This is a genomic window from Chryseobacterium tructae, assembly GCF_030409875.1.
In the GTDB taxonomy this organism is placed as follows: Bacteria; Bacteroidota; Bacteroidia; order Flavobacteriales; family Weeksellaceae; genus Chryseobacterium; species Chryseobacterium tructae.
The window spans coordinates 1,200,722-1,214,179 of the sequence record NZ_JAUFQR010000001.1; the positions used below are offsets into that span (position 1 = coordinate 1,200,722).

Here is a 13,458-nt window from a genome sequence, read left to right on the forward strand (position 1 = left end):
CCCAGTTTTTGAGACTCATCCATAAAAATTTATTTTAAAAATAGAAAGAGTAAACCTGCATTTGCAGATTCACTCTTTCACATAATATTATTTTTAGCGTTCTTCGTTTATTTACCCTTTTTTATTGAAAAATAGGGCTCTGTTGTACTCAAAATTCATTCTGGCAATATTCAGGACAGAGATGCCTTGCGGACATTCTACTTCACAGGCTTCCGTATTAGAACAATGTCCGAACAATTCGGTATCCATTTGGTAAACCATATCCAAAACACGTTTGCTTCTTTCTTCTTTACCTTGAGGAAGTAATGCCATGTGAGCTATTTTTGCAGAAGTAAATAAAGCTGCACTTCCATTTTTACAGGTGGCTACACAAGCGCCACATCCGATGCAGGCAGCAGAATCAAAAGCTTCCTCCGCAGTCTGATGGGTAACCGGAATAGCTGTAGCATCCGGAGCTTGGCCTGTATTTACTGATACAAAACCTCCGGAAGAAATAATTCTGTCAAAAGCAGAACGGTCTACTTTTAAATCTTTCTTCACAGGAAAAGCATCTGCTCTGAAGGGTTCTATCAAAATAGTCTCACCATCTTTAAAAGAACGCAGGTGAAGCTGGCAGGTTGTTGTATTTTTTAAAGGGCCATGGGCGATACCGTTAATCATCATTCCGCACTGTCCACAAATTCCTTCGCGACAGTCGTGATCGAATTCTACAGGTTCATCTCCTTCTGTAATCAGTTTTTCGTTTAATGTATCTAACATTTCAAGGAAAGACATGTGAGAATTTAATCCTTTAAGGTCATAGCTGACCAGTTTTCCCTCACTTTTTTTGTCTTTCTGTCTCCATATCTTAAGGTGTAAATCCATAATTTTTGTTTTTTATTTGTAACTTCTTACCGTTGGCTGTATTTCTTCGAAGGTTAATGGTTCCTTAACCAGTTCTGGTTCGCCATTTTCACCTGTCCATGCCCATGCTGAGATAAACTGGTATTCTGCGTCATTTCTCATGGCTTCACCATCCGGAGTTTGGTATTCTTCACGGAAGTGAGCACCACAGGACTCATTACGGGTTAAAGCATCATAACACATCAGTTCTCCAATTTCAAAATAATCAGCAACACGGCCAGCCTTTTCCAGCTCAGCATTCATCTTGTCCCCTTGTCCGGAAACCCTTACGTCTTTGTAGAACTCCTGTTTTAGCTTTCTGATTTCCTGAATAGCGTATTTCAATCCTTCTTCATTTCTTGCAAGTCCGCAATAGTCATATAGTAATTTTCCTAATGTTTTATGGAAGTAATCAACGGTTTTGGTTCCTTTGATATTCATTAAATCCTGAATTTGATTTTTAACGGCCTTTTCGGCCTTTTCAAACTCTGGAGTGTCCGGAGAAATTTTTCCGGTGTGAATTTCATCCGCCAGATAATTGGCAATGGTATAAGGAGCAATAAAATAGCCGTCTACAGAAGCCTGTAGAAGAGAATTGGCTCCTAATCTGTTGGCTCCATGGTCTGCAAAATTAGCTTCTCCCAATGCAAATAGTCCCGGAATAGTAGTCATTAATTCATAATCTACCCAAAGACCACCCATTGAAAGTGGGCAGAAGGCGATATCATCATCGGTTCTTTATAAGCATCATATCCTGTAATTTTAAGATACATGTCAAATAGATTTCCGTATTTCTCTTTGATTTTATCTTTTCCCTGTTCTTTAATGGCTTTTGAAAAATCAAGATATACTGCATTTTTTAAAGGCCCGATTCCAAAGCCTGCATCAATTCTTTCTTTGGCAGCCCGAGAAGAAATATCTCTTGGGGCTAAGTTCCCGAATGCCGGATATCTTCTTTCCAGATAATAATCTCTTTCATTTTCAGGAATGTCATTCGGGGGTCTGTTTTCATCCTGTTTTGCAGGAACCCAGATTCTACCGTCGTTACGCAATGATTCAGACATCAGCGTTAATTTAGACTGATAATCTCCGGATTGCGGAAGGGAAGTAGGGTGTACCTGGATCCAGCTTGGGGAAGCCATTAAAGCTCCTTTTTTATGTGCTCTCCAGATAGCTGAACCATTACATCCCATAGCCAACGTAGACAGGTAATAGATCTTTCCATACCCTCCGGTTGCCAGTATTACAGCATGAGCTGCATGTCTTTCAATCTCACCGGTATCTAAATTCCTTACGATAATTCCCCTTGCTTTGCCATCAATCGTGACAAGATCAAGCATTTCATGTCTCGAAAATAATTGTACAGAACCTTTTCCTACTTGTCTCATCAAAGCCTGATATGCTCCTAAAAGTAATTGTTGTCCGGTTTGGCCTCTGGCATAGAAAGTTCGGCTCACCTGAACCCCTCCGAAAGAACGGTTATTAAGATAACCGCCATACTCCCGTCCAAAAGGAACTCCCTGTGCTACGGCCTGATCGATGAGGTTTAAAGAACATTCTGCCATTCGGTACACATTGGCTTCACGGGCTCTAAAGTCTCCACCTTTCAAGGTATCAACGAACATTCTGTATACACTGTCACCATCGTTTATAATTTTTAGCAGCATTTACTCCACCTTGTGCAGCGACAGAATGTGCTCTTCTCGGGCTGTCCTGAAAGCAGAATGCTTTTACATTATATCCCATTTCTCCTAAAGAAGCAGCGATAGAACTTCCGGCAAGACCTGTCCCTACAACAATCACATCAAGCTTTTTACGGTTGGCCGGGTTAACAAGCTTGGCTTTCTTTTTATAATAAGCCCATTTCTGTTCCAATGGACCTTGAGGTATTTTTGAATCTAAAATCATGATAAGGTCTTTTTAATGATAGGTAAAGAATACATAAACAGGCATAAGGGCGAAACCTAAACTGATAATGATAGAGTAGGCTGTTCCAATAATTTTAACCCATTTCACGAACTTAGGATGGTATAATCCAAGAGTTCTTACGGAACTATATAATCCATGGATCAAGTGGTAACATAAAGCAATCATAGAGAGTACATAAATAACCACATACCACCACTCTTTAAACACTGTGACTACCAAGATGTATAAGTCTTTATTTCCATTCTCATCCAAAGGCGGATTTCCGAATTTGTAGATATACCAGAAGTTTTGAAATGGATTACCAGGAAGATCAGGATCAATGTTCCAAGAATGCCCATGTTTCTGGAAGCCCATTTGCTGGCTCTTCCGCGTCTGTCATTTTGATAGCTGTCACCGGATTTTTTGTTTTTCAGAGTGATCATCAATCCATCTACAGCATGCAGAATGATACTGGCATACAAAACATAAGAAACTATTTTGATAATGATATTTCCTGATAAAAAATGCGAATAGGCATTGAATTGCAGATGCGCCTGTTCCTGAGGGAGAAAAAGCTGAAGATTTCCGAGGAAATGAATCAACAGGAAGAATCCCAAAAAGAGTCCTGTAAGGCACATCAGCATTTTTCTTGACAATGTTGATAACATATATTTGATTTAATAATTAATAATATCCTAAAACTTTCATCCATAGACCTCCTACAACCATATAGATAATTAAGAGTACCACTCCTATTTCAAGGCCTCGAAGCCACCAGACTTTAAGATCAACATATCCACTACCAAAGAATACCGGAGCTGGACCATGTCCGTAATGAGTAAGCACTCCATAAATTGAGCCCATGAATCCTAGCATCATTGCCAACAACATAGGTGGAATTCCTAAAGAGACACCTACACCCAACAAGGCGGCATACATCGCTGCTACGTGAGCTGTAGCACTTGCGAAAATATAGTGACTGAAAAAATAAACGACGATAATAACCGGGAAGGCTACCTGCCAGCTCAGTCCTCCAATTTGTATCTTGATAAGATTACTGAACCAGCCAATGAAGCCTAATTCATTTAAAGAACTTGCCATCATTACTAAAACAGCAAACCATACAATGGTATCCCAAGCTCCTTTCTCACCTTTTACATCTTCCCAGGTTAATACTGAGGTTAATAGCAATAACGTTAATCCGATAAATGCTGTAGTAGTAGCATCAATGGAAAGGGCTCCTCCAAAGATCCAAAGGAATAAAAGAATAAAGAAAGCTAATAGCATTAGCCATTCGTTTCTTGAAATAGGGCCCATTTCTTTTAATTTCTGAGCCGCCATTTTCGGTGCATCCCCTGTTTTTTTCAATTCTGGCGGATACAATTTATACAATACCAAAGGGACAACGAAGAACGCCACTAAACCAGGTACGAAACCCGCTGCTGCCCAAGACATCCAGGTAATATCAATGCCAAGGTTGGCTGCAAACTTCTGACACATCGGGTTACTTGCAGTTCCGGTTAAGAACATAGAAGATGCAATGAGGTTCATATAATAGCTATTCAATGTTAAAAATGAGCCCAGTTTTCTATGGGTTTCCGGTTTTTCAGGAACCGAATCAAAGCTTATTGCCATAGATTTCATGATAGGATAGATAATACCTCCTCCTCTGGCTGTATTACTGGGAATAGCAGGAGCCAGACAAACGTCTGCAAGCCCTAATCCATACGCCAGACCTAATGAGCTTTTACCAAAAACCCTGATGAACAAAAAGGCAATACGGTTTCCAAGTCCTGTTTTAATAAACCCTCTGGCAATAAAGAATGAAATCCCGATCAGCCAGATCACTTTATCTCCAAATCCGGAAAGTGCTTTGGTAATAGATTTTCCGGCGTCTCCTGGAGCTACTACTTGCGTAAGCGCTGTAAATCCAATGGCCATCATACACATGGTTCCCATAGGAGCTGCTTTTAAAATAATTCCTAAAATGGTTGCTGCAAAGATGGCAAACAGATGCCATGCATTCTGGGCAACCCCATCAGGGGCAGGAATGAACCAGATGATTAACGCAACGACAAATGTGATCGCAACGTTTTTAATATTAATTTCTTTCATGATACTTACTATTTAATCCGTTAAAATCTACTTTGTACTTGCACTATGAATAGATTGTTGTTGTATTGATTGGTATTTTCTACCTGATATTTGTAGCGGTCAAACTGTACTCCTAGCTGAATTCTTGCTCCATAGTTTTTAAGGAACTCAAGGCCTACCATAGGCGTAATAGTCTGTCTTGGATTAGAAGCCATTCTGAAGTTCGTGTCCAGATATTCATAACGGCAAGACAATTCAAAAGCGCTTAAGTTTTTGTGATTGATCTCATATCTCAGATTCGGAAGAAAATAAACCCCACGAACCAGATACTGATCTGGATTTTCTGATCGTAACTCGGGAGCAATGGAGTTGTAAAGAATATGATTGGTAGCTTGTTTAGCTTCCAATTGCATATCAAGACTCCATTTCGGGTCAAATTTGATCAGAGAGCTGAGATCAAGTCCCAAAGCATATACTTTTTTACTGAAACTTCTCCTATCCCTCCATTCAGACCAACATTGAAGTTGTATTTTTTAGACAATCCGAAAACCAAACGGGTAGAATACTGTTTTCCGTTGTCATTATCATTGATTTGATTTTTCCCGTTTCCATTCACCACAGAAACTGCATACTGGAAAGGTATTTCTCCAAGCTGAAGCTGTCCGGTTGCAGACATCCCGATCTGGAAACTTGTCCAGCCCAGTTTTCCGAATTCCGAATACTGATTAGACCAATCCAGGGATTTGATAATGTCGATAGGATAGGTTTCTTCAATACCGAACCAGGGTCTGAACTGTCCTACGGTCAATGCCAACTTGGGACTGAAAGTATATTTCAGGTAAGCATTTTCAAGAACTCTGCCTTTAGGATCATTTTTAAAATCTGCAAGGTTAGCCAAAGCAACGACTTCCGTACGTTTACTGATCTGCGCCCTAACCTGAATTCTCATGTATTTCAACATAAAGTTATTGTCAGTTCCGGATCCGTCAGTATGATGAAGGCCATTTACATCAACATCCTTGCTCATTCCTACCAGATAGCGTGCCTGAAAAAGCCCTTTGATCTGAAGCTGCGGATATTTCACATTATCTTCTTCTTGTTGTGGTTGTGGTGTGGTCTGTAGAGAATCCTGGATCTGTGCATTTGCTGAAAACCAGCCTATGAGTATGCATAGGATCAGGCTTCTCTTTTTTAATGAAAAAAAGGCCATATCTATTTGTTTAATTTTTGCTTTTTTTGAAATTTTATTAAGCATAAAAGTTCCTGTCTCTATCTTTGAAAAATTGAGGTAATGCACTGTGCGTGCCCATATAATGATAAAAACTTTTTTTGCTTAAACCTTCCGTTAAATCTCCGATTTATACATTTCCAGAGGAAGGAAATGATCTTATATCTCATCCTGAATATCATCATTCAAGATGTACAAATCCTAAGTGTTTTCAAAGTATTCTTTCACCAGGAAACATTTGAGATTAAATCTTTATTCTAAGCCTAAGAATTTGAAAGATGGAGTTTCTTTGAAGCTATTGTTCGATTTACCGTTATAAGTCTGATAATTACTTAGATCTAATTTCATTACTTTTCCTTTTGCACTCAGGTCAAAATCTTTAAGATCTACCCAGAAAGTGTTTGGAGTGAAAACAGTTTCAAAATAATACACCAGATTTTTCTGATCCGAAACAGTACGCCATCTTGTAGAAGCAATATTAGGCTCTGTGGCTGAAGAAATTCCGTAAGGTACGGAGCAATTTCTGATAACGCTGAAATACTGGCTACAGCAGAACGAGTATCTGCAGTTTGAGGAATGGCATTCACATAGTAAGATGCTCTTACAAATCGGTCTGCTGCACGGTTTGTTCCCGGAAGCATTACAGTACCCGGAATTCCTTTCCAGTAATTATTAAGGGCAAGCTGCTCGTCAAAAACAGGCGAATTGGTCATTACGGTATAAGACGGATCATGATGAATTACTAATTTTCCGTTGATATATTCAAATACAGCATTGTCTCCCGTTGCATCTGAAAGTGAAAGGTGGATGGTTGTAAACCTTTCTGTTCCCGGAATATAATCACTGACAACAGTGAACGGTTCTTTTTTTGAAAATTCAACCGCTTCTTTCACTGTAGAGAAGTTGTCAAGATAATACTGAGCCCATAAAGATATGGCAAGTCCCTTTTTTCCTCCCTTAGGATCGAATTTTGGATATTGAGATTCGCCTAACCATAGCATATTGGCTACGAGTCCTTTTTCGTTCATTCCGTCTGCAGAAGCAATGTCCCAGCTGGAGCTGATAACACTACCGTATTTGGAAGTCCATTTTACAGATTTTGGGCCGGTTTGGCCATTGCGGTCTATTCCTTTTGGGAAAACCCAGAGGTTAGCCGGGATCTCATCACGCCAGTCCATAGAACGGGCTGTAAGAATGGTATTTTGTGGACCTTTATAGACCACTCGGGTACATGCTTCTGATGGATTCCATAATCCCACTGAAAGGACAAGAGAAAATAAAATTAATGGGAACTTTTTCATAATAGTATTATTTGATATTAAATTTTATATTGAATTTGTTGTGAATAATTCAATTGATTCTGATCATATTCATTATTTGGTGATATAAATTTAGCAAAATTTAGTTAAATAACATAATTATTTTAACTGATAAACTGTATTTCATGTTATGAATCATAGTTTAAGGTGTAAAAACGCCGTTATTGGAAAATTTTTCGTATATTTTAGAGACATCGCAGTAAAAATAGGCGAAAATCAATAAATTTTTAATGGAGATTAATATTGCTTTTCTGCGGTGTGATACCACATGATTCGGATGAAAATTAAATACCACATCACCAAAACCAGTTAAAAAAAAGCCCTATATTTGATAGATAGACTGAAAAGAGATATGAATTTTGTAGAATGTCACGAAGAACCTATCCATATTCCAGGCTCTATACAAAGTTTTGGTTATTTGATTGGCATTGATGCGGCATCTCATTCCATTACTTTTTTAAGCCAGAATATATCGGATATTTTTAAAATCGGAAACCTGGATGAGGTATTCGGTAAAATACTTACGGACTTTCCGGAAAGTTTTCAGAATATTACGGAGTCAGATATTTATACTTCCCTGGATCGGTTTACAAGAAGGGAAAATGAAACGTATTTCGACAAAATTTTTATTAATGAAAAAGAATATCATTTTTCTGTTTTCAGGAGTGGTGGAAACATCTTCCTTGAATTCGAAGAAGTCCTGATTAATCCTGATAAAAGGATCTCCAACAAATATGATAATTTTTATGTCATAGACAATGAGCCGGAGCTTTGGAATCACTTGTTGGAAACACTTTCCAAAGTAGTAAATTATGACCGGATGATGGTCTATAAGTTTATGATGGATGGTTCGGGAAAGGTAATCGCTGAAAAGAAAAATGAAGAGATGGAAAGTTTCCTAGGGCTTCACTACCCGGAGTCGGATATTCCGAAACAGGCAAGGGATCTTTATCTTAAAAAAAGAAAAAGAATCTTCAGTAATGTATATGCTGATACGGTTCCAATCTTAAGTAAAACGAGCAAAAATATTGATCTTAGTTTTTCCGCATCACGGGCAATGTCTCCTGTTCATGGACAATATCTTAAAAATTCAGGAGTTTCTTCCAGTTTTAGTATATCGATTATCATTGATAATCATCTTTGGGGTTTGGTAACCTGCCAGAATGTAGATCCTAAACACATAGATCTTGAAGACAGAGTTCAGGCCGGAATATTTACGGCACTGGCTGCCAATGCTTATTCTTCTTTTAAATCAAAAAAAGAACTGAATTACCGTCTGGAGCTGAATGAGAGAATCTCACAACTGAAAACGGAGTTCTTAAGGCATAATAATCTATTTGATTCTCTGGTTGAGAGTAAAGCAGAAATCAAGAATTTGCCAGAAGCGGATGGTCTTGCTATTGTTTCTGATGAAAACATAATTACGGAAGGAGCTGTTCCGACAGCGGAATGCATCAGCCAAATTGTACATTGGGCATTGGAAAATACCAGTGATAGAATTTATGTTAACCGAAGTTTTCTGAAAAATCATGGTGAGGAACTGGAACTATCTGAACATGCCGCCGGAATCGCTATTTATTTTATTGAAAGAGATAAAAATGAAATGCTGATCTGGTTCCGAAAAGAATTTGACGAACACATTAACTGGGCTGGGAATCCGGAAAAGAAAATAGGAGTGTTTTCTCAAAATGGAGAAGACAGACAGATGATTTCCCCCAGAACTTCATTCCGGATTTTTACGGAAAATATTAAAGGGTATTCCAGAAGATGGAATTCTAGAAATATAAATGCTGTACAAGCGGTTAGAGATCTTATTTTAGAGACCTCTCATAAGAATTATAATGCCATCAAAAGGCTTAATGATGAGCTTAAAAAAGTGAATGAAGAACTCGATAGTTTTTCTTACACTATTTCTCACGATCTGGGAACTCCTTTAACGGTTATGAAATTGAATGCTCAAATGCTTTTGGGCAATCTTACTGATGATTCTGAAAAGAGTAAAACGAAAATTAATACCATTATTGAGGAGATTGACAGTATGGCTGAAATGATGCATGATGTTTTACAGCTCAGCCGGGCAAAACATAGCGAGATACAGCTTGAAAGCCTGAAAACAAGCAATACAATTCAAAAGATTTCTGATAATGCAAAGATCACGTACGGAAGTTCAAAAAGTGAAGTCATTATTAAAGAATGTCCGGATGTTATGGCAGATAAGACTATGTTGCATCAGGTATTTCTGAATATCATCAATAATGCGGTAAAATATTCTTCTCATAAAGATGAGCCTAAGGTGGAAATTGAAGGGACGGAAGACGGCCAAACTATTGTTTACAGAATTTCAGATAATGGAATCGGTATTCCTGAAGAGGAAAAACATAAGATGTTTAAGATCTTTAACAGAATGGACAATGCAAAAACGTTCAAAGGAAATGGAGTAGGGTTGTCTATTGTATACCGTATTATGAAAAGAATAGGTGGAAATGTAGATTATGAGAGTAATAAAGAGGGTACATCATTCATTTTAACGTTCAAAAAACCTTACATTTGAGAAACTTTTAAAACGTTATTATGGTATCAGAATATCTTAAACAAAATACAGCAGACTATCACGATGCAGCCGAGAAACTTTTTAATTCTGAAAAGATTTTTAATAAAACCTTCACTTTAGAAGATTATAAAAAGATCATCCATACCAATTATCTGATGCTTCTTCACAGTGAAGATAAAATATTCAACAGCCTTTCCGACAAGTATGCTGATACACTTCAGCTTGCAGATAGAAAGAAACTTCCTCTTATTGAAAAGGATCTTGCAAGCCTTTCTCTTGAAAATCAGCCAGCCTCTCACTCCCTGGAATTTGAAAATGAACATGAAGCTTTAGGCGCAATGTACGTGATAGAAGGTTCTACATTGGGTGGAAACGTGATCGCTAAACAGCTTTCTAAAACCGAAGGTTTTGATGCGGTGACTTTTAACTTCTTTGGATGTTATCAGGAGAATACGGGATCAATGTGGAAGAACTTTAAGGAGGTTCTGGATACTGAAGTGACAGAGGAAAAGTATGATGAAGTGCTTTCTGGAGCTAAAAAACTATATACATTTTTACTGAACGTCAACTAATTCCTTTTAATTCTAATAAAATTTCGGAAAAATTGCACATTTTTTCAGGATTTATTAAATTTGGGAAGTTTCAAAGTTAAATAGTAACTCAACAAATAAATAATTAAAAAGTAACAATATGAAAGTAACTGTAGTAGGTGCAGGCGCTGTAGGAGCAAGCTGTGCAGAATACATCGCAATGAAGAACTTCTGTTCAGAAGTAGTTTTGGTAGATATTAAAGAAGGTTTTGCTGAAGGTAAGGCAATGGATTTGATGCAAACTGCGTCGCTTAACGGATTCGATACAAAAATTACCGGAACAACAGGAGATTACAGTAAAACTGCAGGTTCTCATGTAGCAGTAATCACTTCAGGGATTCCAAGAAAACCTGGAATGACAAGAGAAGAGTTGATCGGTATCAACGCTGGTATCGTGAAAGAAGTTACTGAAAACTTAGTAAAACACTCTCCTGAAGTAATCATTATTGTGGTTTCTAACCCAATGGATACAATGGCTTATTTAGTACACAAAACTTCAGGTCTTCCTAAGCACAAAATCATCGGAATGGGTGGTGCATTAGACTCTGCAAGATTCAAATACAGATTGGCTGAAGCATTAGAAGCTCCAATTTCTGATGTAGACGGTATGGTAATCGCTGCTCACAGTGATACAGGTATGCTTCCATTATTGAGCAAAGCAACAAGAAATGGGGTTCCTGTAACTGAATTCTTAAGCGAAGATCAACAAAAATATGTCATCGAAGAAACTAAAGTTGGTGGAGCTACGCTTACAAAATTATTGGGAACTTCTGCTTGGTATGCGCCAGGTGCAGCTGTTTCTGTAATGGTTCAGGCAATTGCTTGTGATCAAAAGAAAATGATCCCTTGTTCTTTAATGCTTGAAGGTGAGTACGGACAAAACGATATCTGCCTAGGAGTTCCTGCAATTATCGGGAAAAACGGTGTAGAAAAAATCGTAAACGTAACCCTTACTGCTGATGAGCAATTGAAATTCGCTGAAGCTGCTAATGCAGTAAGAGAAGTGAATGGAGATCTTAAATTCTAATTTACTGAATTTTATATAGGAAACCCCGCGCCCGAAGGGCGCGGGGTTTTATTTTTTAAGGGAGTTCATCAAAGTTCGATGAATAATCATATTTTTGCTTGAAATGATATTAAAACCATGCAGCTCAATACAGAAAGATTAGTTTTACGCGATATAACTATTGAAGATAAACAGGCTATTTTTGATTATCGTTCAGATGCTGAAGCCAATAAGTTTCAAAGCTGGAGTTATTCTATAGCGACTTCCTGCTTTTATCTTTCGAGTTATCAATAAAAATCATAGTACAAGCTCCACTCCCCAGTCTCCTTATTCTTAGCAAACATAAAGCTTCCACTGTCAATCACATTCAAATGTGCTTTACCATCTGAAGACACCTGAAAAACAAATTCAAAACCTTCTCCGAAACCATCTTTGAAACCAATGCCGGGCTGACAGAATGATGGGTAACCGCCCAATTTAGTACTATAACAGTGCTTAATGATGTTATAATAGCTTTTGAAATGTCCTTCTCTTTCAAGTTTAACAATGTCAGAGATTAAGTTGTAATCTATATCTTCAATTCCGCCACCATCCCATACAGGGGCATCTTTAGGATATAATTCGGAGCGTAGGGGAAATGGTTTTAAATAAGAAACCGGACTTTGCAAATCCTTGATGACTATATTTTCCAAATCATCATATTCCCGGATGACCCAATTGTTACCCATTTTTTCAAGCATTCTCGGAAAATCCTGAGAAATAAATACGGTAATTAATTTTTTATCCTTTATCAGTTCCGGCACAAAAGGCTGGTTGGGAAGATAGAACTGGATAAGCGGCATCATAGGATCTCCATTTTTATCCAAAGGAATCTCTTCATCTTCGGCATAGGCAAATACCCGTCCGATCCATGATTCTTCTAATACGTTCAGAGGTCTGAAGCCACCAGTAAAAAATTCTGTAGCAGGTCTTTCTATTTTATCTTTAATTTCCTGAATTCTTTTATCCATTTTGTTATAAGGTTTTTAGTCTTCTTCTTTAAAGTCTTCCATCATCAAATTGTAATGCCCTGTATATTCAGCTTTTTCTTCATCTGTAAAGGCATCAAGCTCTAGTGTTAGATTTTTGGCTTCTAAAGTGGAGACTTGTTGATTGTACTGGGTAAACGCAAAACATCCAAGATATGAAATTCCACTGTCTTTTAATGCTCTTATTTTATGATTCAGTTCCTGTTGGTTTAGAACTCCGCAAGCAATAGCAGTTTCTTTTATTTCGTCAATAGTCATTGTGTTTTTTTTATAAAGTCTTGAATTTAAGAAAGTTCAGCAATTTTATCAAATAATCCGGGATAATTGACTACTAAACCACTGTCATCAACTAAAATATCAGATTTAAAATCAGTCTGAAGATTGTCATAATGATAAGTATGAGGTGCTATTCTCGTATATTGTTGAGTAACCGGTTTTACCAGATTATTCAAAACATCAATATAAATGACTTTGATTTCTTGAGTGTCATTTTCATTCAGCTTAAGGCTGTTGATTGGTAACGTATTGGTGAAAGGAGTCAAAGAAATATCAATAAAAGGGAATGCTTTAAAATCAGAATTAATTTTATTGTTGATCACCCATTCATCCTGGATTTTTTTACCTTTTAATTTATTTTTAACTGTGTTGACTTCTGAATCGATGATAAATTCCTGGATGTTCCAATTGTGATCAATGGTTAAATGATAATCTACAGCATACATTCTGGCTTCATAAGAGCCAATAATTTTTGATTCTACGATAAAGTTCTTATCATTTTCTGTAAGTTTGAAATATTCCAGAGATTGAAAAGCAATTCCTTGCCAGATCAATGTTTTCATTTTGTTTGGATTG

Annotated in this window: 9 protein-coding genes and 4 pseudogenes; 4 read left to right on the forward strand and 9 right to left on the reverse strand. The window is 37.5% G+C overall.

What is annotated here, in order from left to right; translation table 11 throughout:
* Positions 1 to 111: 111 nt before the first annotated feature.
* The 6 genes and pseudogenes from QWZ06_RS05815 to QWZ06_RS05840 all read right to left on the reverse strand — a co-directional run bounded on the left by QWZ06_RS05815 (position 112) and on the right by QWZ06_RS05840 (position 7,413).
* Positions 112 to 864 (reverse strand): succinate dehydrogenase/fumarate reductase iron-sulfur subunit, encoded by a 753-nt coding sequence (locus QWZ06_RS05815; protein WP_290296391.1) that lies wholly within the window; start codon positions 862 to 864, stop codon positions 112 to 114.
* A 12-nt stretch (positions 865 to 876) separates the two neighbouring features.
* Positions 877 to 2,790, reverse strand: a pseudogene (locus tag QWZ06_RS05820) (fumarate reductase/succinate dehydrogenase flavoprotein subunit).
* Positions 2,791 to 2,802: 12 nt separating this feature from the next.
* A pseudogene (locus QWZ06_RS05825) lies at positions 2,803 to 3,458 on the reverse strand (succinate dehydrogenase cytochrome b subunit).
* A gap of 16 nt (positions 3,459 to 3,474) precedes the next feature.
* Positions 3,475 to 4,905: an anion permease gene (locus QWZ06_RS05830; protein ID WP_290296392.1), complete on the reverse strand. Its 1,431-nt coding sequence runs from the start codon at positions 4,903 to 4,905 to the stop codon at positions 3,475 to 3,477.
* Between the two features lie 20 nt (positions 4,906 to 4,925).
* Positions 4,926 to 6,094 (reverse strand): annotated as a pseudogene (locus QWZ06_RS05835) (porin).
* Positions 6,095 to 6,364: 270 nt separating this feature from the next.
* Positions 6,365 to 7,413 (reverse strand): annotated as a pseudogene (locus QWZ06_RS05840) (linear amide C-N hydrolase).
* Positions 7,414 to 7,759: 346 nt separating this feature from the next.
* Here QWZ06_RS05840 and QWZ06_RS05845 point away from each other — a divergent pair.
* The 4 genes from QWZ06_RS05845 to QWZ06_RS05860 all read left to right on the forward strand — a co-directional run bounded on the left by QWZ06_RS05845 (position 7,760) and on the right by QWZ06_RS05860 (position 11,872).
* Positions 7,760 to 9,982, forward strand: a complete 2,223-nt coding sequence (locus tag QWZ06_RS05845; protein WP_290296394.1) for an ATP-binding protein — start codon at positions 7,760 to 7,762, stop codon at positions 9,980 to 9,982.
* Positions 9,983 to 10,002: 20 nt separating this feature from the next.
* On the forward strand, positions 10,003 to 10,554 hold the full coding sequence (locus QWZ06_RS05850; RefSeq protein WP_290296395.1) for a biliverdin-producing heme oxygenase: 552 nt from the start codon (positions 10,003 to 10,005) through the stop codon (positions 10,552 to 10,554).
* Between the two features lie 118 nt (positions 10,555 to 10,672).
* Positions 10,673 to 11,599: a malate dehydrogenase gene (locus tag QWZ06_RS05855; RefSeq protein ID WP_290296397.1), complete on the forward strand. Its 927-nt coding sequence runs from the start codon at positions 10,673 to 10,675 to the stop codon at positions 11,597 to 11,599.
* Positions 11,600 to 11,716: 117 nt separating this feature from the next.
* Positions 11,717 to 11,872: a GNAT family N-acetyltransferase gene (locus QWZ06_RS05860; protein ID WP_290296398.1), complete on the forward strand. Its 156-nt coding sequence runs from the start codon at positions 11,717 to 11,719 to the stop codon at positions 11,870 to 11,872.
* On the opposite strand, the gene QWZ06_RS05865 is transcribed toward QWZ06_RS05860, so the two are convergent.
* The 3 genes from QWZ06_RS05865 to QWZ06_RS05875 are packed head-to-tail and all read right to left on the reverse strand — an operon-like array spanning position 11,866 to position 13,445.
* A complete protein-coding gene (locus tag QWZ06_RS05865) occupies positions 11,866 to 12,588 on the reverse strand; it encodes a YwqG family protein (RefSeq protein WP_290296399.1) in 723 nt (240 codons plus the stop codon). The genes QWZ06_RS05860 and QWZ06_RS05865 overlap by 7 nt on opposite strands.
* 15 nt (positions 12,589 to 12,603) lie before the next feature.
* Positions 12,604 to 12,864, reverse strand: a complete 261-nt coding sequence (locus tag QWZ06_RS05870) for a hypothetical protein (RefSeq protein WP_290296400.1) — start codon at positions 12,862 to 12,864, stop codon at positions 12,604 to 12,606.
* A 26-nt stretch (positions 12,865 to 12,890) separates the two neighbouring features.
* On the reverse strand, positions 12,891 to 13,445 hold the full coding sequence (locus tag QWZ06_RS05875; RefSeq protein WP_290296401.1) for a putative glycolipid-binding domain-containing protein: 555 nt from the start codon (positions 13,443 to 13,445) through the stop codon (positions 12,891 to 12,893).
* Positions 13,446 to 13,458: the final 13 nt, after the last annotated feature.

Excerpts from the sequence above, each read along its gene's own strand:
- QWZ06_RS05870 (WP_290296400.1), bottom strand. The coding sequence starts at position 12,864 with ATGACTATTGACGAAATAAAAGAAACTGCTATTGCTTGCGGAGTTCTA.
- QWZ06_RS05815 (WP_290296391.1), bottom strand. The coding sequence starts at position 864 with ATGGATTTACACCTTAAGATATGGAGACAGAAAGACAAAAAAAGTGAG.
- QWZ06_RS05865 (WP_290296399.1), bottom strand. The coding sequence starts at position 12,588 with ATGGATAAAAGAATTCAGGAAATTAAAGATAAAATAGAAAGACCTGCT.
- QWZ06_RS05855 (WP_290296397.1), top strand. The coding sequence starts at position 10,673 with ATGAAAGTAACTGTAGTAGGTGCAGGCGCTGTAGGAGCAAGCTGTGCA.
- QWZ06_RS05875 (WP_290296401.1), bottom strand. The coding sequence starts at position 13,445 with ATGAAAACATTGATCTGGCAAGGAATTGCTTTTCAATCTCTGGAATAT.
- QWZ06_RS05860 (WP_290296398.1), top strand. The coding sequence starts at position 11,717 with ATGCAGCTCAATACAGAAAGATTAGTTTTACGCGATATAACTATTGAA.
- QWZ06_RS05850 (WP_290296395.1), top strand. The coding sequence starts at position 10,003 with ATGGTATCAGAATATCTTAAACAAAATACAGCAGACTATCACGATGCA.
- QWZ06_RS05830 (WP_290296392.1), bottom strand. The coding sequence starts at position 4,905 with ATGAAAGAAATTAATATTAAAAACGTTGCGATCACATTTGTCGTTGCG.